The sequence below is a fragment of the Kiloniella laminariae genome (assembly GCF_027214005.1).
GTDB classification, from domain to species: Bacteria; Pseudomonadota; Alphaproteobacteria; order Kiloniellales; family Kiloniellaceae; genus Kiloniella; species Kiloniella laminariae_A.
This window is the reverse complement of the sequence record NZ_JAPWGY010000001.1, coordinates 529882-556806: the sequence shown is the minus strand read 5'-3', so window position 1 is coordinate 556806 and position 26925 is coordinate 529882. Positions and strand designations below refer to the sequence as shown.

Below are 26925 nucleotides of genomic sequence, written 5' to 3'. Positions count from 1 at the left end.
ACTTGTCGTGAAGAATTCAAGAGATAGAAAGTCCAAATAAAGTATGCTCTTTCAGCGCCATAGCCCTTCTCACCAGACAGCAGAAAAACAACTGGCCCACAGGCTGGCAACTCACGTTGTCCTCGTCTCCCTTGCTGTTGGGCTGGCCATGAGCCTGTTGGCAAATTATCTCGACCTGCTTGGGAGCAAGAGGTTTTTCCGATCAACAATTCAGCAGGTGATCCAGACAAATGGTCAAACTGCTGCCCGTGCGGCCTACAATCTGAATGCCGACCTTGCAGGCGAAGTCGCCCAGGGATTACTTGAGTACAACACCATCATAGATGTCACTATTCTGGATGACCGATACAATGTTCTGTCCAGCCAGATCAAAGAAGTTCCCGGAAAAAAGAACTGGCTGATTCAACAGATGTTTGGTGGCTTACATCACTTTGAAATCGAGCTACGTACGCTTGACGATCCCGAGGTTAAGGCCGGCTATCTCCAGGTTATCGCAAACCCGGCCGAAATCGCTGGAACTTTCCTGAACCGGGCTTTTGCAGAAATGGCTTTCCAGCTGATCCAGAGCCTGCTGGTCGCCGCCATTCTTTCCCTGGTCTACTACCACCTGCTGGTTCGCCCCTTACTCGGCATCTCCACAGCCCTGGCCAATGCCGATCCAGACAAGCCGAAAGAAACCCGCCTGAAAGTTCCCCTTCGAAACGAAGGAGATGAACTCTATGTCCTGGCTCAGTCTGGCAACCGTTTGCTGGACTGTATAGCCACACGTGGAACCGAACGGGACCGGGCAGAAGATGCCTTGCGAAAATCGGCGGAAACCCTGGAAGAGCGTATTGCCGAACGCACCGCAGAGCTTGAGAAACAGTTTCTCGCGGCCCAGGCGGCAAACCGTGCCAAACAGGAATTTCTGGCCTCAATGAGCCATGAAATCCGCACTCCGATGACAGCAGTCATGGGCCTGGCTGATCTCCTGCTTGAAAATCATCTCGTACCGGAAAATCAGGAGAAGGTAGAAAAGATAAAAGAAGCGACACAGTCTTTGCTCGTGATTATCAACGATATTCTTGATCTTTCCAAAATCGAGGCCGGCAAGTTCGAACTTGAACAGATCGATTTTGAGTTTCGTCCGGAGATCAGGAAAACTCTTGAAATCATTGAGGCTCGGGCAGCAGAGAAAAACCTTTCGCTTGAACTGAATATCGCGCCGGACGTCCCCGAAGGTCTGCATGGTGATCCCACGCGCCTGCGCCAGATCCTGATCAACCTGCTGGGCAATGCCGTCAAGTTTACGCATCAGGGTGGCATTGAACTGGAAATCACCCGTGGCTCTTCGCCCCACCCGGTCGAGGCGCAGGAACAAAACAAGAAACAGACCATAAACCAGACCGAAGACAAATCGACGAAAGATGGCCCCGATCCAATCTGGCTGATGCTCCGGGTCAGTGATAGCGGGATTGGAATACCGGTTCACATTTTACCTGAACTCTTTAATGAATTCACCCAGGCCGATGCCTCAATCTCCCGCCAGTATGAAGGAACCGGCCTCGGGCTGGCAATTTCCCATCGCCTTGCCGAACATATGGGAGGTTCCATTACCGTGGAAAGCACAGTAGGTGAAGGTTCCACTTTCACCGTGAAGCTGCCCCTGGCGCCTGTAACATCACCTCTGGCAAAGATAAATCCGGCTCCTGCCACCGCTTATCAAACCCGCCGCCCCTTGCGTATTCTGGTGGTCGATGACAACCGCCTGAATCAAAGAATTATCTCTTCCATCATGGAAAAATATGGTCACAGCATAACTTTGGCAAATGACGGTCAGGAAGCTGTTGAACTGATTAGCAGCTTTGCAGGACTGAATTCAGCAGAACGAAACCATCCGAGAAGCAGACCGGAAGAACAGGCGGATACCACTGCAACATTTGAACTCTGCCCCGAGCTGATCCTGATGGATGTCCGGATGCCGGTCATGAGCGGTCCTGAAGCAACCCGCGCTATTCGCAAACTTGACCACGAAATGTCCCATATTCCCATTGTCGCACTGACAGCTGATGCCATGGAGGATCATGTCGTCGAATACCTTGAGGCGGGAATGAATGCTTTTGTCGCAAAGCCAATCGACCATCTGAAGCTTTTGCAGGTGATCAATCAGGTCATGGCCGCAGAAATCCATCAGCCTGTTCCCGCGCCTCTTAATGATACTCTGGCAAAACCAGCCCTGTCATCAGCTGATTAGCAACCTCAGGATGGTATCCAGGCAAGAGTTTCGTATTAACGCGCCATTAAGGGCCAGACTTTTATACTTGGCCTGAATCATTCCTGTGGGAACCATGTCGATCAAAGCGCGTATACTTCTGATCTTTGCCACGCTTTTCACCCTGCTCGGTGCGATAACCTTTATTATGCTCTTGCTGGAGGACAACAGCAGCAAACAAAGCCAGCTCGAGATAAATCGTACCGAAGCCATCTTGCTTGCAGAACACCTGCGCAAAAGCTCGGATGATCTCACCCGCATGGCCCGCTCCTATACTGTTACCGGTGAAACAAGGTATGAAGAATATTTTGAACAGATCCTTGCAATACGGAATGGGAAAGCTCCACGCTCGGACAACTATCAGGATGTCTACTGGGAATTTGTAATCCTTGCCGAGAACAACCAGTTCGAAAGTGGCACAGCTGTCCCCCTGCTTGATTTGATCAAAGAGACTCGTCTCAGTGAGATCGAGTTGCAATATCTACAGCTGGCCAAAGACAATTCTGACCAACTGGCAGAAACAGAGCGTGCAGCATTTGCCGCCATGAAGGGGCTCTTTCGTGACGGGACGGGAAAATTCACCCGTCGCGGTCCCCCAGACCGGGAACGTGCCTTAAATTTGTTACATGACGATAATTATCACCTCAGCAAAAGCCGGATCGTCTGGGCAGTCAACAGCTTTATCAAAGAACTGAACAAACGGACCAGAAACGAGATTGCCGCAACCAGAGAGCAGGGCCAGCAGTTACAATACACTGTAATTTTCCTCGTCATTCTTACGATACTTTTTTCTGTTTTTTCATACCTTTATCTGAACAGAAAACTGATTACCCCCATTCTTCTTCTCTCACGGATCAGCAATCAGACACAAAAGGGTAACCTGCATGAGCGAATGCCGGTAACCTCAAATGATGAAATCGGCATACTCGGCACCTCTTTCAATGCCATGATTTCCAGAATTGAAGAGGCTCTCAAAGAACTTCGCGATGAAGTGAAATCGCGTCGGGAAATAGCCCAGAGACTTGACAGAAACAATCAAAACCATTTGCGGATCCAGAGGATTGCCAGGGTCGGACACTGGTTCCTCGACCTCAAGGAAAATACCGAAGAGTGGTCTGATACGCTCTATGAAATATACGGTTTGCCGCCTGACACCGAACCGAGCTACGAGGCGTTCAAAAGTTGCTTGCACCCCGATGACAAACAACGCGTTATCAAGTACCAGGATAGCAGAATTGCTGCCGGGCAATCCTTTTCCAGCTCTTATCGGGTACTGCACAGGGATGGCACCGTCCGCTATCTGGTCAGCCACGCGGACCTTTCCTGCAATGCCGACAACTCCCCGGTGTATATCGCAGGCCTGATCCAGGATATCACAGAACTGAAAGAGGTTGAGCTGCGCCTTGAACAAGCCATGGCTCAGGTTGACCAGATCAACAAGGGACTGGAAAAAACTGTCTCCGAACGAACTGCTGCCTTACAGAAGGCCAAGGAAGAAGCTGAAGCTGCCAATTCCGCCAAAACCGACTTCCTTGCCACAATGAGTCACGAAATCCGGACACCGCTCAACGGCGTCATCGGGATGGCCCAATTACTGAAAAGCACAGAACTTAACCCCGATCAGGCAGGTAAGCTGAACACTCTCCTGTCCTCAAGCCAGAGCCTGCATTCAATCATCAATGACGTACTGGATATGAGTAAAATTGAAAGTGGATCCGTCGAGCTCGAACACCGTTGTTTTGATTTTCAGGAGATGCTGACATCAACCCTTGTTTCCTTCCAGGCCCTGGCGACAAGCAAGAACATATCTTTGGAACTGGAAAACACCTGCCCGGAAATATCCTACCTTCGCGGAGACCGTACCCGTCTGGTCCAGATACTGAACAACCTTCTGAGCAACGCTTTCAAATTCACCCGGGAAGGAAGCATCACCCTCACAGTCAAAAGACATGATCCGCCGCACAAAGAAACAGAACGGACTCAGGTCAGATCTGCCCTGCTACAGCCTGACAGTCGTAGATTCAGGCATCGGAATCGCTCCGGAACGTTTACCCCTGATATTTGACCCGTTTGTCCAGGCAGATACCAGCATCGCCCGCAAGTTTGGGGGTACTGGCCTGGGACTTTCCATCATCAAGAATCTCGTCCGCCTGATGGGGGGAAACATTACCGCCAGCAGCAAGCCGGACCAAGGCAGCTGTTTTACTGTCGAACTGCCCCTGATTGAAGCCTCTGTAGAAGAAATTAAAGAGTTCCGTTCACAAGTCCAAACCGGGCCGCTTCCGTCCGTTCCGCCCCTGACCATTCTGCTTGCAGAAGATAACGATATCAACGCCACTATCGCCCGGGCTTTCCTGGAAAAATTTGGCCACAGGGTGATTGATGCCGGCAATGGTCGTGAAGCAGTCGAAGCCGTTGCCCGTTATGAAATAGATCTGGTTTTAATGGATGTTCACATGCCTGAAATGGACGGGCTGGAGGCAACCAAAACCATCCGAGAGTCAAAGCGTGGCAAACATCTGCCGATCATTGGCCTCACAGCTGAAGCCTTTACCAGCCGGCACGAAGTGTTCCGTCTGGCAGGCATGGATGATATTATGACCAAACCCTTCACAGAAGAGCAGCTCAAAGCAACCATCGCAAAAAATGTGTCTTCTTCTGTAACAGCAGCTGCCCACAAACCTGACCAGGCCAGCAGAAACCTGTCCCACAAGGCACAAATTCAGGAGGTCGAGGAAGGTTCTGAAAATCAGCGTCATGGCCTAAAAACGGCTGAAGTCGTGAAGATGCCACTTTCTCATCCCGAAAAAAAACAGCCCCCCACAAAGACACAGAGCCAGATCCGGAATTGTCCGATAGGCAATGAGGAACAGTTTGCCGAATTTTCCCGTTTATTAGGACAAAAGGTTGTCTCCGATCTCATCCATGAAACCCCGGATGCGGTTAAAAAACACATCGAGGGGATCAACAAGGGACTGGAAAAGGGGGATAGCAAAGAAATAAAACTGGCAGCCCACAGTATCAAGGGAATTGCAGGTTCTTTACTTGCCCCTCGCCTGACCCAGCAAGCTGCTCTTATGGAAGCCTGCAGTGATGACTTTGACGGCATCAGAGAGCTCTTGCCCGCCCTGATAGAAACCACCGAGGAAACTGTCAACTGGTGGAACACCAAAGCCTGATCCGGTTATCTTTATCTTTGAAGAAAAAACAAATAAAGTTGAACAATAAAGCACTCATATTACACTGTTGATCCCGATAAGAAGCCATTGCCTAAACAGAACTTCACACCTTTTCCATTCTGGCCTGGAATATTCCTGAAATCAGGACGACCGGCCTGTTCACAACAAAAAACCATCAGCGACAGAGCAAAGAATATGACGTCAAGATTTTCGGCTCTTCAGACCCTGCTGCCGCTTTTATTCAGTATTATTTTAACCGGCTCATTCCTGCCTTCTCCAGCAAAAGCTGCCGAGCCCCCGACATTACATATCGTCACGGACAGTTTTGCTCCTTTGCAGTATCTCGAAAATGGAGAACCAGCGGGGTATGTCATTGAATATATCAACGCGACGATAACGAAAATCAGAAGCAGGCACCCCCTCCAGGTCGAACCAGTCGAGTTCCTTCCCTGGAAAAGGGCCCTGCTTGTTGCCAAAGAGACCCCCAACACCCTGTTCTTTTCGGTTTTACGCACGCAGGAACGGGAAGACAGCTATCAGTGGATCGAGACAGTATCACCCTATCAGAGATTTTTTTTCAGCCTCAGGGGCAAAACAGTAACCCACCCGAAAGACCTGTCAGAATTGCGCGACAGTTCTCTTGTCGTCGGGGTACAACGCGGCAGTGCGGATGAAGCCTTGCTTGAGCAGCACGGCTTCAAACTGGACTATGATTACACGACCTTCACCCATTTTGATCAGGGCATCAAAATGCTGTACCATGACCGTATAGACATCATCCCCCTGACCAGCTTTCTCGCGCGGACGACGGTCTGTAAAGCCGGCTTTGATGGCGACCAGCTTGAAACGCTGTTTGCAATTGAAAATTTTACGGATGTTCTCTGGGCCACCATGAGCCATAACAGCGATCCTTCTCTTATCGCTGATCTCCAGCAGGCAATGGCCGAGCTTAAAGAAGAAGGCTATTATAACAAGGTTCTGGAGCAACACCTTGGTGCCTGGGAAAACAGGCCTTGCGTGGCTGAATAACTCTTACACCAGACGTCTCAGAAACCCAGGCGAGAGTTTTAAAGAGAAAGCAACCTTGTAATTGCTCAAAAAACACAACCCTTGGGAGCATATTATCTAGTTTTACCTTCAAAAAGTAAGGAAATCACGCTACACTGCCGTCAGACCGGTATAAGACAGACCCCTCTTTCAGGAAGCAGATAGCTGGTTTATGGAAAATCATCATATTAAAAGTGACACCTTCCGGAAAAGCGCCCCCATCCCCGCCCAGATAAAGCACAAATGGCAAGAGATGGTGGATGTCACCGCTGAAATCCTGCAAATTCCCTTCTGCCTGATTTCAGAAGAGCGTGATGGGATTGAGCCTCATATTATCCGGAATAAAACATCCGCAACCACCAACGCACTTTGGGAAGAAGTCCAGCAGCCGTACAAAGAATTCATCAGCCATGTTTTCGACAGTGGCCAGTCCCTCATTCTTGATGACAGCAGCAAAGACCCCTTCTGGACCAAAAACCTTCCTGCCCCTGCTCCAGATGTCATGTCTTACAATGGCCATTTATTACACTGGCCCGACGGGAAACCCTTTGGCACCTTTTCTGTTTTTGATCGCCGGGCCAGAACCTATACCCCCCTCCAGCAGCAGCTGATTGAAAGCTTTCGCGACAGCCTGAACAAGGACTTGCAAATCATTCACCAGACAGAAGAACTGGCCGAACAAACAAATGCTGCCGGGGTTTGTGGCGAAGAACGGCTTCTCGCAGAACGGGAAAGTCATGATCTTTACCGCCAGCTCGAATTTCGTGTTGCCATCGAAAAAGAACTTGAAAAAGCCGTCGAGCAGGAACGTTTTGCCTCCCGTTCCAAATCTGATTTTCTGGCCACGATGAGCCATGAACTCAGGACCCCCTTGAACTCGATCATCGGCTTTTCAGAATTGATCCACAACGAAGCCTTCGGCCCCCTCGGCAAAAAGTGTTACCGGGATTATGCTGCCGACATCCTGGCAGCAGGTCAGCACCTTCTGGCTGTGATCAACGATGTACTGGATGTATCAAAACTCGAAACCGGCGAGATCGAGCTGCGCGAAACAGAATGCGATATTCAGGCCCTGTCTGCCTCCTGCATGAAAATGGTCACCGCACGTGCCGTTGAAAAACAGCTGGAGATTTCGGATATCACTGAAAGCCAGAGAAACTCTGCCCGATCTGATAACGGGGAAGCTGTGCGCTTCCCCCTGCTTTATGCCGATCCAATCAGAATAAAACAGATTTTGATCAATCTTCTCGGCAATGCCGTTAAATTTACGCCGCGTCAGGGAAAAATAACATTAAAGCGGTATCTGACAGCGCGCGATCAGATGGTCATCGAGGTTGCAGACACAGGCATTGGCATCAGCCCGGAAGACCTGCCCCGCGTGCTTGAGCCGTTCAAACAGGCCAAAAACATTCTGACCAGAGAACACGAAGGCACAGGGCTGGGCCTGCATATTGTCAAATCGATGATGGAACTGCACGGCGGCAATGTTGAGCTTTTCAGCCAATTACAAAAAGGAACAACTGTCCGCCTGATTTTCCCTGCCAAGCGGGTTCTTGCGCCGGTAAAACCACTCGAACCACGTTAAACCATGTTTCGAAACAACACCTTCCCTGAATCAGTCAGTTGATATTATTACCTTGAAAATCAATATTTCGGGGCTGTCCAAATAAAGCGGCTTGGCTGAACCGATACAACAGACGCCTACGTAATACCCCTCAATATTCAAGACCCAAGCTTTCATTTATATTTTCGTCAAATAAACATTAAATTTGAGGTAAGGATGGACAAGATACAGGCCCGTGCTGTCAGGGAGCTTGATCTCATTATTTATGAGGTTATGGCAGAACTGACTTTACAGGACATGCTGGATCTCCATCAACAGATGAGGCTTGGCAAGAAATCCAAAAACCTGATTTGGGATATCAGCCGCGGCGGCATGAACAACTTTTCTTACGATGATTTTCACCGGGTGCTCGACGATACACGGACGTCTCTATCCTATCGCGCAGGTGGGTACAGCGTTCTGGTTTCCCACCGGGAAATTGATCAGCTCGTCCTTAAAATGTACAAAGGCTTTGCCGAAACCAACCCTGACTGGCCGATTACCTATCACATCTCTCCCAATCAGGAGGTTGCGCTGAACTGGCTTCGTGAAAGGCTGACATCTGACCTGCCCCACAGCTAGAGGTCCCCAGCAGGCTCTGGACGTATTTCCTGACAGGTAGCAATTTTCATCAACCCCAAACGGGTGCTTTCTGTCCTGACTGTGCCCAGCAAACATTCCCCGCAGTGATTTTCCAACTCACTCCCTTCTTGACATTTTCGGAAGACACCGCCATATAGTTCGTCAGACAGACTAATTTGACACCCCCTAAGTAGACAAGCCCTAATTGGATAAACCCTAATTGGATAAACCATGGCATTGGCACATTCTCTGGATCACCTGCACCGCCGCCTGAGCCAGCTCTGGGCCGACAGTGCCCGGCAGCCCGGTGATCTGAGCTATAGCGAATACCAGTACCTGCGCGCTATCGAACGCCTCGACGGCGGACAGATTGCCGCTGGGGATATTGCCGCGGAAGACAATGATTGTCAAAGCGGAGGCCACCACCTTCAGGATCTGGTACAGATTCTCGGCGTACAGAAAGCCTCTGCCAGTGCCGCGATTGCCAAGCTGGAAAGGCGTGGACTGATCGTCCGCTTTGCCTGCCAATATGATGCCCGGGCCCAGCACATTATCCTCAGTGAACTGGGGCGCAACCACCTGCGGGCCGAAGAAGTCCTCTACCGCGACGCGGCCGCCAGAATTGCTGCTGCGCTCACAGAGGAAGAACACACAACCCTGACCACCCTGCTGGAAAAATCAGCTGAGCGTGTCTGATTTTTTTTAATCAAAATAGTATGTCTTGCGAACTAACATAAGGATTTCATGATGAATATAAAACCCTCTTCCACAGCCAGAGAACAGAGCTCAACAGAACAGAATTTGTCGGTACAGAATTTGCCAGTACTGCCCCCAATGGAAGATGATCACGGTGAACATCTACCGGGCAAACCCTGGGGCGACGAGCTTGCCCTCTGGTACGTCAACAACTACGGCGAACATCCGGTCAACGCCTTTGCCATTGAACTTGCAGACCTAAAGGGTTCAGAAACCCTGCTCGATATTGGTTGTGGCAGTGGGGCGGCAGTCCGGGCCGCCGCAGAGAAAAACACCACGGGTCGGAATATTGGCCTTGACCCATCCCCGGCGATGATCCGGATCGCCCGGGAGCAGTCACAAGACCACCCGGCCTCCTCCAGAATGGAATTCATCCAGAGCGGTGCTGAAGACATCCCGCTTGCCCCGGAAAGCGTTGATGTTGCGATTGCCGTTAATTCGCTGCACCACTGGCCCGACATGAGCGAAGGACTGAGCGAAGTTGCCCGGGTGCTTAAACATCAAGGCCGCCTGATCCTGATCGAAGAGATCTTTACCGAGCAGGACAGGGGCATGAGACCCGGCGAAGTGATCGAATTGCTCAAGTCTTCTGCCTTTACCCTGCAAGAATACAGCACCCGCCAATGCGACGACATCCAGGTCAACGTCTTCTTTGCCCAGCCCAAAGAAGAATGACATCGGACCTTTTTCAGCCTTCCAACACTGGAGATACCCATGAACTTTACCCCTGCACTTGTCGGCTTTGCCCTCTACATCCTGATCTGGGAAAAACTGCCCGAATGGGGCAACTGGTTTAACTGGATCCTGCAACGCCTGCCCAAACCCTTGCAAACCCTCTATGCCCAGTGGCGCTGCCCCTATTGTGTCGGTTTCTGGATGGCCCTTGCCCTGCATGGCGCGACCGGGCTATGGACCCTGCCTGCCCTAGCGAACCTTCCCGGTTTCTGGGGTTCGGCTGCCCCTCTGGTCGGCTGGTTTCTTGATGCCCTTGCCACCGCAACCCTGATTCTGATCTGTAAACTGACCCTTGAAGCCATTGGCCTGCCAGCCATGAAAGCCCACAGCATGCGGCAGGAGTTTATGAGGAAAATGGCGGAAGAGGCTTCGAAATAGAAAAGGGAATCAAAAGCGGGAGGTATTTTCTTTTCTTTCCCGCTTCCCTCCGACATCCTGTCAGTGATCAGAGGCCGTTCCCAAAGGCACAAATAATCTGATGCCGACAATGCGTAACGAAACAAAATGACAACCAGCCCATTTGCCGATCCCCTGCTGGCAGCCCTGTATGACCTCCAGAACCCCTGGGGACCGGATTGCGATTTCTATATGGCCCTTGCGGCAGAACTTGGCAAAGGGAAGGCCCCTGCCCCTCTGCGCATTCTTGATATCGGCTGCGGCACCGGCCTGCTGACGACAGCTCTGGCACAGGCCGGGCACGACGTCACCGGGCTTGATCCGGCAGCGCCCATGCTTGATATCGCCCGACAGCGACCCGGCGGGGATGCGGTGCGCTGGGTTGAAGGCACGGCAGAAAGCTTGCAAGACCATTGCCCAGAAGACCATTGCCCAGAAGACCCTTGCCCGGAACGTGACCCAGACCAGCTCCCGATGATCTTTGATCTCGTGATCATGAGCGGCCATGTCTTTCAAGTGTTCCAGAACGACACCGCCTTGCAATCAACGCTTCAAGTGATCCGGCAACAGCTTGCCCGGGACGGTCATCTGGCCTTCGAAAGCCGGAACCCTCTTGCGCGTGCCTGGGAAAACTGGACAAAGGAACAAACCACCGAACACTTCTCGCTAGAGCGGGAAGATCGAAACGAAACGGTCGAACTTTGGCACGACAATGTGCAAAAACAGAGTGATCTGGTCAACTTTACCAGCTGTTACCGTTTTGTCGGACAGCAGGAAAAAGCCCAGGGCACAACCCACAGCACCCTCCGCTTCCTGCACAGGGAAGAGCTGTTGCAACAGCTTGACGCGGCCGGATTTCAGGTCGAAAATCTCTACGGTTCCTGGGATCACAGCCCCTATGTCGACGACAGCCGCGAAATTATTGTCATCGCCAGACCAAAGGCTTAGGCTTCGGGAAACAAAACGACGTTGATTGAGCAGGGTAAGAGGACAGGACCATGCCGCACCAGAACAACAGCATCAATTACATCGAATTTCCAATGGTCAAGCTGGACGAAACCAAAAGCTTTTACAGCAAGGCCTTTGGCTGGCGCTTTACCGACTGGGGCCCGGATTACCTCAGTTTTGATGGCGCGGGTATTGACGGCGGTTTCAACCGCGAAGACAAGGTCCCGGTCAATGCCCCGGGCGTGCTGGTGGTGCTCTACGCCGAAGATCTGGAAAAGACAGGAACTGCGATTAGCGCAGCTGGCGGCAAGATCATCAAACCCGCCTACGGCTTCCCCGGCGGCCGCCGTTTTCACTTCACCGACCCCAACGGCAACCAGCTCGCCGTCTGGTCAGAGAAGTGATCAGGGGCCACTTGTTTAACCGGAAAAACAAGACCTAATCAATTGGAACCAGTTCAAACTCAACAAGGTCATTCCATTGTGCGAACCACAGTTCGAACAGCTCTGGTGAGTTTGTTTCCATAAGTTGATAACAAACCGAGTTTTCCCGGCTTGGCCAGGAATTAAGGTAGTTGAGGCCCGAAGGGAGCATTCGACCGCTGCTATTGAACCTTGCATAGGCGGCATCCCAGCAACCTGCTTTAAACCGTTCGATCACCATAAATTTTTTCATTTGATACTTCTCCAGTTTATACAGATCTTGGTCTGATCCCCGGGTTGCATTCAGCAGAATATCTATATCAGAAAAAAGAACCTGATAGAGATACACATTACTCAATCATCCGTCCTGGCATTTGCTACTACATCAAGGCTTCCGGGCTTTCTCCCAACTGAACCTGAAACAGGCCTTCGATTTTGTCCTGCCAGGTAACCGCCAGATAGATATCAAGCTGCTCGTCGTCGAGTTCGACCCTGAAGCTGCAGATGTTTCGGACGACCTCCTGTTCAGGCATGTCCGTATCAGAGGCAACTGGCGTGAAGTTCCTCAGCCGCAGATCCTCTGTCCCCAGGACATCGATCACCAGTTCCTCGGCAAGATCCCGTACCGTGGCGTCATCACAGCCCGGCAAGTCGTCGTTTGTAAGACCATAGATCATCAGGGCCAGAAGCGCGGCAACAATCACGCCGCCAATCGCAGCGCCAATCGGCGAGGTTCCACCGGATTTTTTGAGGCGTTCGTGCAGTTCTTCTCTCGGCAGGTTCAGCGCTTTGAGCTTTTTGATCTGACGCAGGGCCACCCCGACATAATAGGCGTTGGCGACCATAACCAAAGCCACAGAGAGACCCGTCAACGCGCCGTTGGGGATTGCCGGAAAAACATACAGCAGTGCCATTGGCAACAGAAGAACCCCAAGCCCGGTCAGATAGAGCTTGCGGTAAAAAAGCCAGGGCAAGGCGGCGATCAACACGGCCCAGTTAAATGACATCCCGGCTTTTTTCGCCTGTTGCGCCTGATAGATCCTGATGAATTTATCGGCATTGGGCCCGACGAACAGACGCAACAGATCTTCTTCGCTGTCTTCATCTTCCCCGGCCAGCTTTTCAGCTGGCGTTTCAGATTCAGCTTCAGTCCCGGGGACGGGTTCAGTGGAAAATTCCGCATCCCCCTCTGCCCCAGCCGCAGCTTTCGGTTCATCGTCGTTCTGGTTTTGACCAGAAGTGTTTCCTGGCTCTTCGCCCATAACATTCCCCCAAAGAGCGTACAAACAAGAGAGCCCTCAAAACCGAGGGCTCTCCCGCTTGAATAAAATAAACTGTAAATATCTGTGATCAGGCCTTGGCCCAGATCCAGTAGAGTTCCCGGGCCAGCTTGGCAACCGGGCCGATGGGGTAGTCGCGCTCTTCAAACTTCACCACCGGGGTGATTTTGGAGATATTGCCACTCATGAAAACTTCATCCGCGCCGAGGAAGTCCTCGAAACTCAAGGTGGTTTCGCGCACTTCCCGCCCGGCTTCACGCAGCAGCTTGATCACGCGCTGACGGGTAATGCCGTTGAGGAAGGTGCCGTTCGGCACCGGGGTATAGATGATATCGTCCTTGACCATAAAGATGTTCGAGGTGCCTGTTTCGGCCACATTGCCCAGGGCATCGGCGACCAGCGCGTTGTTATAACCACGGGCCTGGGCTTCGCGGATCATGCGGCCATTGTTCGGGTAAAGGCAGGCTGCCTTGGCGTTGACCGGGGCCATGCTGACCATCGGGCGGATAAACTGGGTCCGGCACAGCGTCTGGCTGTAGGTCGCCGGGGCCATGGGAAACTGTTCAAGACAAAGACAGAAGGCGGTGGAGTTGGCATCCGGCACCACGGTTCCGGCACCACCTTCGGTCGACCAGTACATCGGACGGATATAGACCGCCGCATCCGGGGCAAACTTCTTCAGGCCTTCCAGCGTCAGGTCAATCAGCTGCTGTGTGGTCATGGTCGGCTTCAACCCCATCACTTCGGCTGAGGCATTGACCCGGGCCGAATGCAGATCCAGATCCGGCACCACGCCCTCGAAAGCCCGCGCCCCGTCAAAGACCAGCGATCCCAGCCAGGTGCCGTGATCCGCCGCACCCATGATCGGCAGATTGCCCTGATGCCACTCGCCCTTGAAATAGGTCCAGATTACTTCACCGATAGCCATGTCCCGAACTTTCTCTGCTGCTGGGTTTACTCATAAAAATTACATCTTCAGGTTTATTGGGTCTGATCGCGCTGTTCAAGCCCGTATTTTTGCAAAAGCCTTCTGAAAAGCTGCCTCTATCTCTACATCACCAATACATTTGCGGCAGGCTATTCCGCTTCGACCGGAACCGACAGGCCCACCTTGACATTATCCATCACCACGTTGGTCTGGAAGCGGCGCACGTTGGAATTCTGAAAAAAGAACCGCCGGGTAAAGTCCTCGTAATCCTTCATGTCCCGCGCCGTAACGATGATAATAAAGTCGGCATTTCCGGTAACATAGTAACACTGCATTACTTCGGGCGTTTGCTGCATCTTGCGCTTGAAGGCATCCAGAACTTCCGGCTGCTCCCGTTCCAGTGTCACCTCGACCACCATGGTCAGACGTCGCCCCACCGCCTCGGGCGAAAGAACCGAGATATCGCTGGCTATAATCTTCCGGCTGCGCAACCGCTTGAGCCGTTTCTGACAGGCCGCGGCAGACAAGCCGACCTTCTCGCCCAATTGCTCGGCGGTCTGGCGATTGTCCTTCTGCACCAGATTGAGCAACCTGGCATCAAACTCGTCTAGCGCCACCATGTCCGTTTTCCCTCGCCAAAATCCCATTGTTATCCGAATTTCAGATCCAGATAACACTTTTCTGACGAATTTAGTCAAATTAAACCCGCTATGATGCCATTCTAAACAAGAAAAACAGCCTAATACCCGAAACCTGATGGATCCCTGCAAGCCATGCCAGACCTGACCAATACTCCCGAACAAACCTCTAGCCTGGACCAGGCCATGCTGGCGTGGCGGCACGATTTCCATCAGCACCCGGAACTGGGTTTTGAGGAAAGCCGGACCGCGGGCAAGGTGGCACAGCTGCTCCGGGATTTTGGACTTGAGGTCCACGAAGGTATTGGCGGCACCGGCGTTGTCGGCCTGCTCAAACGCGGATCGGGCAAAGGTGCCATTGGCCTGCGTGCGGATATGGATGCGCTGGCGATCACCGAACGCAACGCTTTTGAACACCGCTCTCAAAATCCTGGCAAGATGCACGCCTGTGGTCATGACGGTCACACCAGCATGTTGCTGGGGGCGGCGCGGGATCTCGCTGAAACCGGACAGTTTAACGGCACCGTGGTCTTTATCTTTCAGCCCGCCGAGGAGCATGGGCGCGGTGCCCTCGCCATGATCAATGACGGCCTGTTCGAACGCTTCCCGGTCGATGCGATCTATGCCCTGCACAACCTACCTTCGCTGCCCACCGGGCATTTTTCCATCAAAGCCGGGCCGGTTATGGCCTGTGAGGACAATTTCGAAATCATCATCAGGGGCAAGGGCACCCATGCCGCCCTGCCGCATCTGGGCATAGACCCCATCCTGATCGGGGCCGAGGTCGTCACCGCCCTGCAAAGCGTGATTTCCCGCACCTTTAACCCCACCGAAAACGGGGTGCTGTCAGTCACAGATTTTGCCACCAACGGCCTGCGCAATGTCATCCCGGATCAGGTCACCCTGCGCGGTGACACCCGCAGTTTTTCCCCTGATGTCCAGGACCTGATCGAACGGACCATGCAGCGCATTGTTGCCGGGATCTGTGCCGCCTATGGTGCTGACCACAGCTTTTCATACAGCCGAGAGTTTGTCGCCACCATCAACAGCCCGGCAGAGGCAGAAATTGCCCTGGCTGTGGCGCAGGAACTGGTCGGCACGGACAAGGTCATCAAGAATGGAAAAGCAATCATGGCCTCGGAAGATTTTGGCCACATGCTGCAGCACAAACCCGGCTGTTATCTGTTGCTCGGCAATGGCGCAGAAGGCCCGGGTGCTGTTGGCCTGCACAGCCCTGACTATGATTTTAATGATGAACTGCTGCCTGTTGGCGCTGCCTTCTGGAGCAGACTGGTCGCAAGACAGCTTCCCTGAAACACAGCCCCTGCACCAACCATCAGGGATCAAAATACATAAGGATAACAGACAATGAGCTTTGATATCTTCGATCAGGCCGCGCTGAAAATACACCACAACCCGGCGACACTTGGTCCCGCCGATTATCCCGCCGCTTTACAATCTGTTCTTGGAGTCGACGATTGCACCGCGGCTAAAAAGATCATCACCGGCTGGCAAGGCTATAGCCCCAGCCCCCTGACCTCCCTGTCTGATCTCGCCACGGCCCTTGATATCGACCAGATCCTCTACAAGGATGAGGCCCAGCGGTTTGGCCTCGGCAGTTTCAAGGCACTGGGCGGTGCCTATGCCGTGCTCTGTCTTCTGCAACAACAGATCAGAAAACTGACGGGCAAAAGCATCGGCGATCATGAGCTGGCCAGTGGCAATTGCCGCGAGCTGACCGCCGGGATCACGGTCATCACGGCGACCGATGGCAATCATGGCCGCTCGGTAGCCTGGGGCGCAAAAAAATTCGGCTGCCCCTGCAAGATCTATATGCACGCTGGCGTCAGCAAAGGCCGGGCCGCCGCAGTAGAGGAACTGGGCGCAGAAGTGGTCTGGGTCGAAGGAAACTATGATGCCTCCGTCCGTGCCGCCGCCAACGACGCAAGCAAAAGCGGCTGGTTTGTCGTCTCGGATACCTCCTATGACGGGTATATGGATCTGCCCCGGAATGTCATGGCGGGTTACAGCGTGATGACTTCAGAGATCATCGATGATCTGGCGGGAAAAGCTCTGCCCAGTCACGTCTTCCTGCAGGGCGGGGTTGGCGGTCTGGCCGGAGCGGTCTGTGCCCACCTCTGGCAAGCCTGGGGCAAAGAACGTCCGCGCTTCATCGTGGTTGAACCGGAACAGGCGGATTGCCTCTATCAAAGTGCACAGCAGGGCCGCCCTACCGCCGTCGACATTACCGAGGAAACGGTTATGGCAGGTCTTTCCTGTGGCGAGGTTTCGCTGCTCGGTTGGAAAATACTCAGCCAGGGCTGTCATGATTTCATCACCCTGGATGACAGCCTTGTCGGCCCCAGCATGCGCCTGCTTGCCAGCGGGGAGGCCGGAAACAGGATTGTTGCCGGAGAGTCCGCCGTGGCCGGACTGGCTGGCGCCATCGCGGCCTGTCGCCAGACAGGCCTGCGAAATGCTTTGGGATTGGACAAAAACTCTCGCATCATGGTGATTGGCACCGAAGGTGCTACCGATCCGGCAATCTATCAGTCACTTGTCGGGCAACACCCCGACAGTGTTCTGTAACGGGAAAAACACGATGACAGCAGATAGAAATACGTCTCGGGCATCCGCCACTCCCCCGCGTGGATTTCCGCCACAGGAGTTTGAACAGCGCCTTGCCGCCGCCCAGGCACAGATGCGGGCCCAACGGCTTGATGCCCTGTTGCTGAGCACAGAACCCGAAGTGCGTTATTTTTCCGGCTTTCACAGCCAGTTCTGGGAAAGTCCGACCCGCCCGTGGTTTCTGATTGTGCCGCTTGAAGGCAAACCCGTCGCTGTTATTCCTGAAATAGGTCTCAGCGGCATGGCGGCAACCTGGCTTGATGATATCAGAACCTGGCCTGCTCCAAGACCGGAAGACGATGGCATTTCCCTGCTGGCAGAGACCATCACCGCCCTGTCCCGCCGCTACGGGCGGCTTGGGGTCCCGATGGGGCATGAGACTTTCCTGCGTCTGCCCCTGCAGGATTTCCAGAAGCTCTCGACCCGGCTTGCAGCTCTCGAGATCATCGACTGTGCTCCCCTGATCCGTCAGTTGCGCTTTATCAAATCCCCGGCTGAAATCGCCAGGATCCACCATATCTGCGATCTCGCGTCTGCCGCCTTTGAAAATCTGCCGCAAAGGATGCACAGCGGACAGAGCGAACGCGAGATCTGTCAGGATTTCCGCATGGACCTGTTACGTCGTGGCGCCGACAACTCGCCCTATCTGATCAGCGGTTCCGGCCCTGACGGCTATGACAATATCATCATGGGGCCCTCTGATCGTATTATTGAACAGGGTGATGTTCTGATTATCGACACCGGCACCACCTTTGACGGCTATTTCTGTGACTTTGACCGCAACTTTGCCTTTGGCAAGGTATCCGATCTCACCCGTCGGGCCTATGACACCGTCTACCGCGCGACCGATGCAGGATTTGCCGCCGCCCGCCCCGGCGCTACGCTGCGCGATATCTGGGTCGCCATGTGGAACATCCTCGAAGCCGGGGGGGCTCTGGGCAATGATGTCGGGCGGATGGGGCATGGACTGGGCATGCAGCTGACCGAAGGCCCCTCTGTTACCGATCGCGATGACACACCATTGCGCCCGGGAGCTGTGTTAACTCTGGAACCGGGCATGACCTACGCGCCAGGAAAACAGATGGTACACGAGGAGAACATCATCATTACCGAGAACGGTGCCAGACTTCTCAGCCGTCGGGCGTCACCAGAGCTGCCCATTATTTCTTAACCCCTTACAGCTATCCTGACTTTGAACCAGACCGAGACATCAAAAAGATCAGACCAGAAGTACAGGCCCCTTTAATTTGATCAGGTACCGACCATGAGCCCATCAGACCCCCAGCCTCTCTTCAGCATTCTGCCCCAGGATTTCGAACTCGAGGACCGCGCGCCACTGGGCAGTCTCGGCGTTCTCATGCTCGGGACAGATTTCACCCTGGAAAGAGAACTGCCGGGTCTGCTGCCCAAAGGCCTGGTCGCCTTTACCAACCGTGTGCTCAACGCCAATCCGCTGACACTCGAAAATCTGCGGACCATGGCCGAAGACGTCACCCGCGCGGCCTCAGGGATCATGCCCGGGCGCGGCGTCGATGCCATGATCTATGCCTGCACCTCCGGCTCGGTTGCCATTGGCGTGGAACGCATCACCACCCTGATCCGTCAGGCCTGGCCCGGCATCCCCGTCACCACGCCCCTGTCCGCTGCCAAGGCCGCCATTGATACTCTTGGCGGCAAAAGGATCTCGATCCTCACCCCCTATCCTGATGAAATCAATCACGCTCTGGCTGACTGGTTTTCTGATCAGGGTTTCGAGGTCCTCAACGTCACCGGCTTTGGCATGGACGATGATATCGATGTCGCGATGGTCCCGACCGATGCCCTGATCCGGGCGGCAGAAATCAGCTGTGATTCACAGGCTGATCTGCTGTTCATCTCCTGCACCGCACTTCGTGCTGCCGAGGTTGTCGAAGAACTGGAAGCCCGGCTCAACAAACCCGTACTGACCAGCAATCAGGTCCTCGCCTGGCACGCCCTGCAGCTGATGAATATAACAGCACGCCCCAAACGCAAGGACCGGATCTTCACCCACAAGTCATAAAAGAACACCCCGGCGAATTGTGATCCGCCGGGGTGTTCTTGTTTTGCTTCAGCCTGACAGGTCAGGCTGAATTTTTAGTCTTTCCACTGGGTGACATGTTTGATTTCAAGGAAATCTTCCAGCCCCCAGATCCCGCCTTCGCGACCATTACCGGACTGTTTATAGCCCCCGAACGGTGCCGCAGCAGCTGAATCAACACCGTTGATCCGCACCATACCGCTGCGCATGCGCCGGGCAACACGCTTGGCTTTTTCCTTGTCCTGGGTCTGGATGTAATTGGTCAGACCATAAACGGTGTCGTTGGCAATGCGGATGGCTTCTTCCTCGCTGTCAAAGGGGATCATGGTCAGCACCGGACCAAAAACCTCTTCGCGGGCAATGCGCATGTCGTTGTTGACGTCGGCAAAAACGGTCGGGCGGATAAAGTAGCCCCGGTTCAGTCCCTCGGGACGCCCCGTGCCCCCTGCAATCAGGCGGGCACCTTCGTCGATACCGACCTGGATCAGGTCCTGGATCTTGCCAAACTGAACATCACTCACCACCGGACCGAGATGGTTGCCGTGTTCTTTCGGATCACCAACCCGTACTTTTTCAGCTGTCTCGGCTGCGACTTTCACTGCCTTGTCATAGATCGACCGCTCGACCAGCATCCGGGTCGGCGCGTTACAGGATTGTCCGGTATTGCCAAAGCACTGTTTGACACCGCGTTCAATCGCCTTGTCATCCGCATCGGCAAAAACGATGTTTGCTCCCTTGCCTCCCAGTTCCAGCGTCACACGCTTGACTGTGTCGGCGGCGGCTTTGGTGATCAAAGCCCCTGCACGGGTAGATCCGGTAAAGGACAGCATGTCCACATCTGGATGCGAGGAAAGCTGGGTACCAACACCGACCCCGTCGCCATTGACCATGTTGAACACTCCGGCCGGGAAGCCGACAGCGTGAACCATTTCGGTAAAGACGATGGAGGAAAGCGGTGCAACCTCGGAGGGTTTCAGCACGACGGTACAGCCCACTGCCATTGCCGGAACCGCCTTGAGCGTCACCTGGTTCATCGGCCAGTTCCACGGGGTGATCAGTCCGCAAACACCAATGGGTTCGCGGACGATCAACTCATCATTGGCCAGTCTGCTTTCCAGTGTCATCTTTTCGAAAGCCTCGATAAAACCTTCGATATGCCAGCTGCCTGAGCCCGCCTGCGCACTGGTTGCCATGTCAATCGGTGCACCCATTTCCAATGAAATGGCTTCGGCCATGTCATCATTGCGGCGCTTGTATTCTTCCAGCAGCGCCCGGATCATATCCAGACGCTCTTTTTTAGAAGTCATTGACCAGGGGTCAAAAGCCGCCCGTGCCGCGGCAACGGCCGCATCAGTGTCGGCCTGATCACCAAGGGAAATCACGGCACAGATTTCCTCGGTTGCCGGGTTGATTACTTCAAGATCACGGGGTTTTGCCGGGGCGACCCAGGCACCGTTGATGTAAAAATTACGTTTATCCAGCAACAGACATCTCCTTAAAATCTCACGCCAGCCACCGGTCTGTTCTTACCGGTGCAGCAACAAAGTCAGTGTAAAAAATTCAGAACACAGTCAAGCATTGTTCAGCTCTCAAAGTAAAGAGCGAACTGACAAGACATCCCACTGGGCCCTCAGATCATCGACAAAACCTGATGCCGGAGATCACATCGCCAAAGTGAGCACAGTCGAGCCTGTCGTTTTGCGTCCCTCAAGAGCACGATGGGCATCAGCAACCTGATCCAGCTGGAAACTCTGGTTGATCACGACTTTAATTTTTCCACTTTCAAGCATGGCAAAAAGTTCAGCCGCAGCAGCTTCCAGATACCCTTCCGAGTTGGTAAAGTGGAACAGCACAGGCCGGGTAACACTATAAGACCCGGCTGCAATATCCGAGAGCTTGAAATCCAGTGCCGGCCCGGATGACTGGCCAAAACTGACCAGTGTGCCAAAGGTCTTGAGACACTGCAGAGACCCCGGATAGGTATCCTTGCCCACACTGTCGTAAACAACATCAACCCCGGCCCCGCCGGTAATTTCCTTCACCCGCGCGACAAAATCCTCGCTGGTATAGTCAATCACGTGGTCATAGCCGTTCTTTGCCGCCAGCGCACATTTTTCTGCCCCGCCTGCTGTGCCGATTGCAATCACGCCTTTATGCTTTAACCACTGCCCGGCAATCAGTCCGACGCCGCCAGCTGCAGCGTGAAACAGCACCGTCTGGCCGGGCTTGACCTCGAAACTTTTGTGTAAAAGATAATGGGCAGTTAAACCCTTGAGCATGGAAGCCGCAGCGACCTCGTCTGCGATGCCATCTGGCAATTTGACCAGATGTTTTGTCGTCATGACCCGGTGCGAAGCATAGGCGCCATTGGGGATGGTATAGGCCACACGATCCCCCACAGCAAACCCGCTGCCCTGTCCATCACTGGAAGGGCCCACAGCGATAATCTCGCCAGCAGCCTCACTGCCGAGAACCAGATCCTTCTCCTTATCCCAGGGATAAAGTCCGCTGCGGAAATAACAGTCGATAAAATTCACGCCAACCGCCGTGTGGCGTACCAACACCTCATCCGCACCAAGGTTTGACATCTCGGGCAGATCCAGCTCCACCCTTTGCAATACCTCGGGTCCACCCTTTGTCTGGGCAACGATTACATAAGCCATGACTTCTCACCTGTTTTCCGCCCTGCACTTTATCAGGACATGGTTTTCGATTGTGACACTCTTAAAACGACGGGCTCGTCCGACGAACACTTCAGCGATATAAAATTCAGTCCAGGACGAGTAAAAAGGAACCACCTGCCATTGCAGGGACAAATTTCAGACCGGTAGTATAGCCGAAAAACCCCGACGCTACACGCTCTTTGCTATATAGGGCGGGATTGCGGAAAAAGAAGCAGATTTATTCTTCGAGCAGAAATTCCGGATCCGTCGGAACCTGTAGAGCAACAGCCAGCTGATTGGTTTTCGAGGCCAGCGCCACAATTTTGAGCAACTCGGCATGTTGGGCCTGCGTCATCCCTTTGGCCTTGGCTCCTGCCGTATGCGAGTGTACGCAGTACGCACAGTTATTGATGATCGATACGGCAAGATACAGCATTTCCTTTGTCTGGGGATCAAGCGCTGATGGCGTAGCCATCACCGCCTTGACCTCTGCCCAGGTGCGTTCCAGCAGATCGGCATCAAAAGCCAGATAGCGCCAGATGTTATTGATAAAATCCGTCTTGCGGGTTGTCCTGATATCATCGAACACCGCCTTGATGCGGGGATCGTTTTCGGGATTTTTCGGTGGCAGAACAGTGGACATCAATAATTCTCCTCAAAGACAAAGACACAGTATATCAACTATATCGCCTCTGAAAGTTCTCTCCGTTTTACTGGCCTGAGAGAACCTAGAACTGATAACCAAAACTGACAGCGCCGAAGACACCCGGATCGTCCTGCCCCTCGAACTCCTTGGTCCGGTAAATCATGGTATAGCTGATCCGGTACTGTTCATAGGTCATCGCCAGCCCGGCATTGAGATCTGCGACAAAGACCTTTTTGTCTACACTGTGGGAATCACTGAAAGTGTTGCCGTCGAGGAAAATGTTCTGGGCAACGGCCCGTCCCTCTGCCCCCGCGAAGAGATACCAGCTCCAGCCATCTTCAGGAACCTCGAATGCTCCTGTCCCCGGAAGCCCTGGACGCACCCTCACCGGGTTGTCCTGCCACTGGTCCTTGACCGGGGCCAGCCTGAAGGTCACGCCGACATCGGCAAAGGTGTGAACATTTCCCAGCATGGCACCGTAGTATGGCGAAGCCGCCAGAGACATACCCGCCCCCTCGACAGAGAGAGCCTTGGGATAACGGCGCTGCCAGCCAAGCGAAAGTGTCGGTTCGTGATTGAGCTGGTTCGACCAGCCACGCGGGGTTGGACTGTCTGGCGTTACGTGGGTATGGACAAACTTCTGTGCCTGTTCCCCAAGCGCAGCTGGCCCAACGATCCCGACAGACGCTTCAACCTCATCGACGTGATTGCCTGTAATCGTCACAAGCCCCATGGACCCGTAAAGGTGGGCCGCCCAGGGACGGTCATCCGGGTCCTGCTCCCGCTGGCGGATGTTCTCGGGAGAATAGAGATTCTGACCAACGGAATAGAACACGCTGGATGTGTCATTGATCCCGAAGGTCGGAATCACTTCATCCAGCGCATAGGCCACTTCGGGTAAATCTGCGTTCAGATCCAGATAGCCCAGCCGGACCCCGCTGGTATAATTTTTATCTGTCCCCGCGGCGCCAAGAGAATCATTTTCGATCACCAGGGTAATAATCTGGTCCCGTTTTTTATCAAAAATCCGGCCCCGGGCCTGCTGTTCCAGGGTTGGTGTTTCAATAACGACAGGTTGCTCCTGCGGCGTATCAGTTGTTTCCTGAGCAGCAGTTTGGGACAGGGCAAGGTTAGAATTCCACATCCCGATCCCGGCAAAGCCCAAAGACACCAACAGCTTGCGACAGTGCAGCCGGGTAAATGACATGGACAGCATGGATAAAGGAACCCCCGGTTAAACTGATTATCCGATTCGAAACATCGGCTATTTAGGGCAGAGAGAGGACACATGTCCAGTGTCTTCTCAGGGACCTGATTCCGGCCCGCTTCGGAAAGCAAGAAGTCACGAACGCGGACGATCCGCTCTGGGCAGGTTCACTGTCACTCTGGTTCCCTCCCCCACCTTGCTTTTGATTGTCAGATCGCCCCCCTGGGCACGCGCCAATTTCAAGGCCAGGGCCAATCCCAGGCCAACACCACTGTGATTGCGGGTCATGCTCCCTTGAACCTGATAAAACGGCTCTAGCACCTTGGACAGGTCTTTCTCCTCTATCCCGACCCCGGTATCCTCGACGATAAAACTTATAAACGACCTGATAGCCCCCCCATCAGAAGAGGGATTGTCGGCATCCACCATGTTTCCTTCGGCTTGATCTAGCGGCTTTACCGTGAGGGAAACCTGCCCTTTTCCAGGGGTAAACTTGATCGAATTGACCAGAAGATTGACCAGGATCTGTTTCACATGACGGTCATCTGCACGAATATAACATTCCTCTTCCGGGAGCCGGATAGAAAGTGACAGTCTGGCTTCTTCTGCCCGGTTGCGCACTAGACGTTCACAGCTTTTGAGGATCTCTATAACGGAAAGGACCCTTGGCAAAGGGAAGAGCTTCCCGGTTTCAATCACAGAAATATCGAGAATATCGTTGATCATAGTGAGCAGAAAGCTCGCTGAACCCTCGATATCATCAATATAGCCCTTATAACGTTTGTTATCGATCGGGCCGAACAGCTCTTTTTGCAAAATCCCCGAGAACCCCAGAATAGCATTCAGGGGTGTGCGCAATTCATGGCTCATGTTGGCCAGAAACTCTCCCTTGGCCAGATTGGCAGCTTCAGCATGATTGCGCTGTTCGATCAGCTCCTGCCGCGCAACATGACTTTCTATCGCCACACGACATATCTGGGCGCAGGAAAGGATCAGATCCAGTTCGGAACGGTCTGGGGGTCTGACCGTCTTGTAATAGATGGCAAAGGTCCCCAGCGTCTTTTGATCTGATCCGATAATCGGCTGTGACCAGCAGGCCCGAAAGGGTGTTTGCTGCATCAGGGGCACAACTTCTTCCCAGTTGGGATGGTTGTATATATCCTCGACCACAACCAGCTTCTGTCCCCAGGCAGCAGCCCCACAGGAGCCCACAAACTCCCCAATTTCAAGGAAGTCCGTCGCCTCGTTATAGAACTGTGGCAAACTGGGCCCGCTTGTGCTGCGCAGATAGCACTCATCTTCCAGCAGCATCACACCACAGTTCATATGGGGATAGGTTGCCTCGATACGCAGGATAAGCTGGTCAAATATTTCCTTGAGCGGCAATCCAAGGGCAATATTGGTCAAGGTGTCATTATAGGCCACCATGATCTGTTCACGGTTTTTCATCGCCGTGACATCCGTGCTGACACATAGGAAATAGCTGCAATTATCTGCCTTGCGACAGAAAGGGGTAATTGTAAGGTCTTCCCAGTAATGGGTTCCCTCCCTGTTCAGGCTGCAGAGAACCCCGGACCAGGGTTTTCCCTGGTGCAACTCTCCCCAGATATCCTCGATATAATCGTCGGAATGGTAACCTGACCGCAGGATTTTGACATGCTGCCCGATCAGTTCTTTCGCGGTATATCCACTGAGATCTAGGTATTTCTGGTTGGCATAGCTGATCAGCTGATCAGCCGTCATGACCAGAACCAGCGCATGCTTGTTCAGGGCCCCGAACAGATCCTGAATCTGTTCAAGGTCTGAAATATCAAAGGCCTTCACGTCCTGCCTGGGCAAATCTGCCAAATTTACACTCCTGATCAAGGATTTTTACTCTTGCGGGGTCCTGTTTCCTCTCGAAGGTCCTGTCACCGCCAGAACAATGATGTGGGGGCAGTCAATTTTTTCACAAGCATCCACCCTGCTCGACCACAGCTTGAACCTCTTCTATAATCCACAGTAAAGATTGTTATTTTATGAAGAGCGCCTCAAAAAGTCACTCTTGCGCTCCAAACACACTTCGTCTATTGTCGAAGCATGAAAGAAGGACCAGACATCACCCTTTTGGGTTCTCTTATCGGTGACCCCGCCCGGGCTAACATGCTTACGGCACTGATGAGCGGCAAGGCTTTGACGGCCAGTGAACTGGCGGCAGAGGCCGGGATTACGCTGCAGACCACCTCCGCCCACCTCGGCAAGCTTGAGGGCGGCGGTCTGATCCGCCAACGCAAACAGGGGCGACACCGCTATTTCACTCTGGCTGACGATGATGTCGGCGGACTGCTTGAAACCATGATGGGGCTGGCAGCAAAAAAAGGCCATACCCGCACCCGTACAGGCCCCAGGGCTCCTGCTCTGCGCAAGGCCCGTGTCTGCTACAATCATCTTGCCGGCGAGCTGGGCGTGCAAATGTATGACAGCCTTTTAGCCCGGGGTTTTCTTCAGGAACAGGCGGATGAAGATCTGCTGATTCTCAGTGATCAGGGACGGGATTTTGTCGCCGATCTCGGGATCGACATCTCCCCGCTCAACCAGTCGCGCCGCCCCCTGTGCAAATCCTGCCTCGACTGGAGCGCCCGCCGCAGCCATCTCGCGGGATCTCTGGGTACAGCCCTGCTGGAACATTTTTATCACAAGGGCTGGGCCAAACGGGTCGAGGGCCAGCGTATTGTCGAATTCTCACGGCCAGGCGAAGTCAGCTTCCAGAAACTCTTTCCCCTCATCGAATGCTGATTTTATTTAAACAATTCTTCTTCCTACAAAATGTGTCAAGACAAAGGAACTATCTTTGTTAACAATGGAAACATGACGGATGAAAATGTGAAGAATGAAGTTATTTCTCCCAAACAAATCAATTTTCTTCGCCCTTCAAAAAGCTAGCTTGACTTCAAAAAATAATCACTTATACAACTTAT

General features: G+C 53.3%; 25 protein-coding genes. 16 read left to right on the top strand and 9 right to left on the bottom strand.

Going from position 1 to position 26925, the window contains the following annotated elements; all coding sequences use genetic code 11:
- Window positions 1-43 precede the first annotated feature (43 nt).
- The 11 genes from O4H49_RS02455 (at window position 44) to O4H49_RS02405 (ending at window position 11901) form a co-directional block, all read left to right on the top strand.
- Window positions 44-2233 carry an ATP-binding protein gene (locus O4H49_RS02455; RefSeq protein WP_269421823.1) on the top strand — a complete coding sequence of 730 codons (2190 nt, stop codon included), beginning with the start codon at window positions 44-46 and terminating at the stop codon, window positions 2231-2233.
- A 94-nt stretch (window positions 2234-2327) separates the two neighbouring features.
- Entirely contained in the window at window positions 2328-4316 is a 1989-nt protein-coding gene (locus tag O4H49_RS02450; RefSeq protein WP_269421822.1) for a histidine kinase dimerization/phospho-acceptor domain-containing protein, read from the top strand.
- A complete protein-coding gene (locus O4H49_RS02445; protein ID WP_269421821.1) occupies window positions 4201-5430 on the top strand; it encodes a response regulator in 1230 nt (409 codons plus the stop codon). Before O4H49_RS02450 ends, O4H49_RS02445 begins: the two co-directional genes overlap by 116 nt.
- Window positions 5431-5625: 195 nt before the next feature.
- On the top strand, window positions 5626-6459 hold the full coding sequence (locus O4H49_RS02440; protein ID WP_269421820.1) for a substrate-binding periplasmic protein: 834 nt from the start codon (window positions 5626-5628) through the stop codon (window positions 6457-6459).
- Between the two features lie 190 nt (window positions 6460-6649).
- Window positions 6650-8062, top strand: a complete 1413-nt coding sequence (locus tag O4H49_RS02435; RefSeq protein WP_269421819.1) for a sensor histidine kinase — start codon at window positions 6650-6652, stop codon at window positions 8060-8062.
- Between the two features lie 195 nt (window positions 8063-8257).
- Window positions 8258-8662: a hypothetical protein gene (locus O4H49_RS02430; protein ID WP_269421818.1), complete on the top strand. Its 405-nt coding sequence runs from the start codon at window positions 8258-8260 to the stop codon at window positions 8660-8662.
- 231 nt (window positions 8663-8893) lie between these two features.
- Window positions 8894-9358: a MarR family transcriptional regulator gene (locus O4H49_RS02425; RefSeq protein WP_269421817.1), complete on the top strand. Its 465-nt coding sequence runs from the start codon at window positions 8894-8896 to the stop codon at window positions 9356-9358.
- Window positions 9359-9406: 48 nt separating this feature from the next.
- Window positions 9407-10093, top strand: coding sequence for a class I SAM-dependent methyltransferase (locus tag O4H49_RS02420; RefSeq protein WP_269421816.1), 687 nt, complete (start codon window positions 9407-9409; stop codon window positions 10091-10093).
- 39 nt (window positions 10094-10132) lie between these two features.
- Window positions 10133-10531: a hypothetical protein gene (locus O4H49_RS02415; RefSeq protein ID WP_269421815.1), complete on the top strand. Its 399-nt coding sequence runs from the start codon at window positions 10133-10135 to the stop codon at window positions 10529-10531.
- A gap of 126 nt (window positions 10532-10657) precedes the next feature.
- On the top strand, window positions 10658-11497 hold the full coding sequence (locus O4H49_RS02410; protein WP_269421814.1) for a class I SAM-dependent methyltransferase: 840 nt from the start codon (window positions 10658-10660) through the stop codon (window positions 11495-11497).
- Window positions 11498-11547: 50 nt separating this feature from the next.
- Window positions 11548-11901: a VOC family protein gene (locus O4H49_RS02405; protein WP_269421813.1), complete on the top strand. Its 354-nt coding sequence runs from the start codon at window positions 11548-11550 to the stop codon at window positions 11899-11901.
- A gap of 34 nt (window positions 11902-11935) precedes the next feature.
- Here O4H49_RS02405 and O4H49_RS02400 read toward each other — a convergent pair whose 3' ends face one another.
- From O4H49_RS02400 to O4H49_RS02385, 4 genes are all read right to left on the bottom strand, one after another.
- On the bottom strand, window positions 11936-12172 hold the full coding sequence (locus O4H49_RS02400) for a DUF3303 domain-containing protein (protein WP_269421812.1): 237 nt from the start codon (window positions 12170-12172) through the stop codon (window positions 11936-11938).
- 127 nt (window positions 12173-12299) lie between these two features.
- Window positions 12300-13181, bottom strand: a complete 882-nt coding sequence (locus O4H49_RS02395) for a DUF2628 domain-containing protein (protein ID WP_269421811.1) — start codon at window positions 13179-13181, stop codon at window positions 12300-12302.
- A gap of 88 nt (window positions 13182-13269) precedes the next feature.
- The gene (locus O4H49_RS02390; RefSeq protein WP_269421810.1) at window positions 13270-14127 is read right to left on the bottom strand and encodes a branched-chain amino acid aminotransferase; all 858 of its coding nucleotides are present in this window, start codon (window positions 14125-14127) and stop codon (window positions 13270-13272) included.
- Between the two features lie 149 nt (window positions 14128-14276).
- On the bottom strand, window positions 14277-14747 hold the full coding sequence (locus O4H49_RS02385) for an Lrp/AsnC family transcriptional regulator (protein ID WP_269421809.1): 471 nt from the start codon (window positions 14745-14747) through the stop codon (window positions 14277-14279).
- A gap of 153 nt (window positions 14748-14900) precedes the next feature.
- On the opposite strand from O4H49_RS02385, the gene O4H49_RS02380 reads away from it, so the two are divergent.
- The 4 genes from O4H49_RS02380 to O4H49_RS02365 all read left to right on the top strand — a co-directional run bounded on the left by O4H49_RS02380 (window position 14901) and on the right by O4H49_RS02365 (window position 19434).
- Entirely contained in the window at window positions 14901-16079 is a 1179-nt protein-coding gene (locus O4H49_RS02380) for a M20 aminoacylase family protein (RefSeq protein WP_269421808.1), read from the top strand.
- Window positions 16080-16133: 54 nt separating this feature from the next.
- Window positions 16134-17354 (top strand): diaminopropionate ammonia-lyase, encoded by a 1221-nt coding sequence (locus O4H49_RS02375; RefSeq protein WP_269421807.1) that lies wholly within the window; start codon window positions 16134-16136, stop codon window positions 17352-17354.
- Window positions 17355-17367: 13 nt separating this feature from the next.
- Complete coding sequence (locus O4H49_RS02370; RefSeq protein WP_269421806.1) at window positions 17368-18564, top strand: M24 family metallopeptidase; 1197 nt, start codon at window positions 17368-17370, stop codon at window positions 18562-18564.
- 93 nt (window positions 18565-18657) lie between these two features.
- Window positions 18658-19434, top strand: a complete 777-nt coding sequence (locus O4H49_RS02365; RefSeq protein ID WP_269421805.1) for an aspartate/glutamate racemase family protein — start codon at window positions 18658-18660, stop codon at window positions 19432-19434.
- A gap of 74 nt (window positions 19435-19508) precedes the next feature.
- Here O4H49_RS02365 and O4H49_RS02360 read toward each other — a convergent pair whose 3' ends face one another.
- From O4H49_RS02360 to O4H49_RS02340, 5 genes are all read right to left on the bottom strand, one after another.
- Window positions 19509-20936, bottom strand: coding sequence for an aldehyde dehydrogenase family protein (locus O4H49_RS02360; RefSeq protein ID WP_269421804.1), 1428 nt, complete (start codon window positions 20934-20936; stop codon window positions 19509-19511).
- Window positions 20937-21113: 177 nt separating this feature from the next.
- Window positions 21114-22115 carry a quinone oxidoreductase family protein gene (locus O4H49_RS02355; RefSeq protein WP_269421803.1) on the bottom strand — a complete coding sequence of 334 codons (1002 nt, stop codon included), beginning with the start codon at window positions 22113-22115 and terminating at the stop codon, window positions 21114-21116.
- Window positions 22116-22353: 238 nt separating this feature from the next.
- Window positions 22354-22758 carry a carboxymuconolactone decarboxylase family protein gene (locus O4H49_RS02350; protein WP_269421802.1) on the bottom strand — a complete coding sequence of 135 codons (405 nt, stop codon included), beginning with the start codon at window positions 22756-22758 and terminating at the stop codon, window positions 22354-22356.
- Between the two features lie 85 nt (window positions 22759-22843).
- Window positions 22844-23977 carry a lipid A deacylase LpxR family protein gene (locus O4H49_RS02345; RefSeq protein ID WP_269421801.1) on the bottom strand — a complete coding sequence of 378 codons (1134 nt, stop codon included), beginning with the start codon at window positions 23975-23977 and terminating at the stop codon, window positions 22844-22846.
- Between the two features lie 126 nt (window positions 23978-24103).
- Window positions 24104-25816 carry an ATP-binding protein gene (locus tag O4H49_RS02340; protein WP_269421800.1) on the bottom strand — a complete coding sequence of 571 codons (1713 nt, stop codon included), beginning with the start codon at window positions 25814-25816 and terminating at the stop codon, window positions 24104-24106.
- A 231-nt stretch (window positions 25817-26047) separates the two neighbouring features.
- Here O4H49_RS02340 and O4H49_RS02335 point away from each other — a divergent pair, with 231 nt between their 5' ends.
- Window positions 26048-26743 (top strand): ArsR/SmtB family transcription factor, encoded by a 696-nt coding sequence (locus O4H49_RS02335; RefSeq protein WP_269421799.1) that lies wholly within the window; start codon window positions 26048-26050, stop codon window positions 26741-26743.
- Window positions 26744-26925: the final 182 nt, after the last annotated feature.

Coding starts and splice junctions, on each gene's coding strand:
- O4H49_RS02455 (WP_269421823.1), top strand. CDS start 44: ATGCTCTTTCAGCGCCATAGCCCTTCTCACCAGACAGCAGAAAAACAA.
- O4H49_RS02390 (WP_269421810.1), bottom strand. CDS start 14,127: ATGGCTATCGGTGAAGTAATCTGGACCTATTTCAAGGGCGAGTGGCAT.
- O4H49_RS02335 (WP_269421799.1), top strand. CDS start 26,048: ATGAAAGAAGGACCAGACATCACCCTTTTGGGTTCTCTTATCGGTGAC.
- O4H49_RS02430 (WP_269421818.1), top strand. CDS start 8,258: ATGGACAAGATACAGGCCCGTGCTGTCAGGGAGCTTGATCTCATTATT.
- O4H49_RS02385 (WP_269421809.1), bottom strand. CDS start 14,747: ATGGTGGCGCTAGACGAGTTTGATGCCAGGTTGCTCAATCTGGTGCAG.
- O4H49_RS02420 (WP_269421816.1), top strand. CDS start 9,407: ATGATGAATATAAAACCCTCTTCCACAGCCAGAGAACAGAGCTCAACA.
- O4H49_RS02405 (WP_269421813.1), top strand. CDS start 11,548: ATGCCGCACCAGAACAACAGCATCAATTACATCGAATTTCCAATGGTC.
- O4H49_RS02440 (WP_269421820.1), top strand. CDS start 5,626: ATGACGTCAAGATTTTCGGCTCTTCAGACCCTGCTGCCGCTTTTATTC.
- O4H49_RS02355 (WP_269421803.1), bottom strand. CDS start 22,115: ATGGCTTATGTAATCGTTGCCCAGACAAAGGGTGGACCCGAGGTATTG.
- O4H49_RS02350 (WP_269421802.1), bottom strand. CDS start 22,758: ATGTCCACTGTTCTGCCACCGAAAAATCCCGAAAACGATCCCCGCATC.
- O4H49_RS02395 (WP_269421811.1), bottom strand. CDS start 13,181: ATGGGCGAAGAGCCAGGAAACACTTCTGGTCAAAACCAGAACGACGAT.
- O4H49_RS02365 (WP_269421805.1), top strand. CDS start 18,658: ATGAGCCCATCAGACCCCCAGCCTCTCTTCAGCATTCTGCCCCAGGAT.
- O4H49_RS02435 (WP_269421819.1), top strand. CDS start 6,650: ATGGAAAATCATCATATTAAAAGTGACACCTTCCGGAAAAGCGCCCCC.
- O4H49_RS02380 (WP_269421808.1), top strand. CDS start 14,901: ATGCCAGACCTGACCAATACTCCCGAACAAACCTCTAGCCTGGACCAG.
- O4H49_RS02450 (WP_269421822.1), top strand. CDS start 2,328: ATGTCGATCAAAGCGCGTATACTTCTGATCTTTGCCACGCTTTTCACC.
- O4H49_RS02410 (WP_269421814.1), top strand. CDS start 10,658: ATGACAACCAGCCCATTTGCCGATCCCCTGCTGGCAGCCCTGTATGAC.
- O4H49_RS02445 (WP_269421821.1), top strand. CDS start 4,201: ATGATCCGCCGCACAAAGAAACAGAACGGACTCAGGTCAGATCTGCCC.
- O4H49_RS02375 (WP_269421807.1), top strand. CDS start 16,134: ATGAGCTTTGATATCTTCGATCAGGCCGCGCTGAAAATACACCACAAC.
- O4H49_RS02345 (WP_269421801.1), bottom strand. CDS start 23,977: ATGCTGTCCATGTCATTTACCCGGCTGCACTGTCGCAAGCTGTTGGTG.
- O4H49_RS02370 (WP_269421806.1), top strand. CDS start 17,368: ATGACAGCAGATAGAAATACGTCTCGGGCATCCGCCACTCCCCCGCGT.
- O4H49_RS02415 (WP_269421815.1), top strand. CDS start 10,133: ATGAACTTTACCCCTGCACTTGTCGGCTTTGCCCTCTACATCCTGATC.
- O4H49_RS02400 (WP_269421812.1), bottom strand. CDS start 12,172: ATGAAAAAATTTATGGTGATCGAACGGTTTAAAGCAGGTTGCTGGGAT.
- O4H49_RS02425 (WP_269421817.1), top strand. CDS start 8,894: ATGGCATTGGCACATTCTCTGGATCACCTGCACCGCCGCCTGAGCCAG.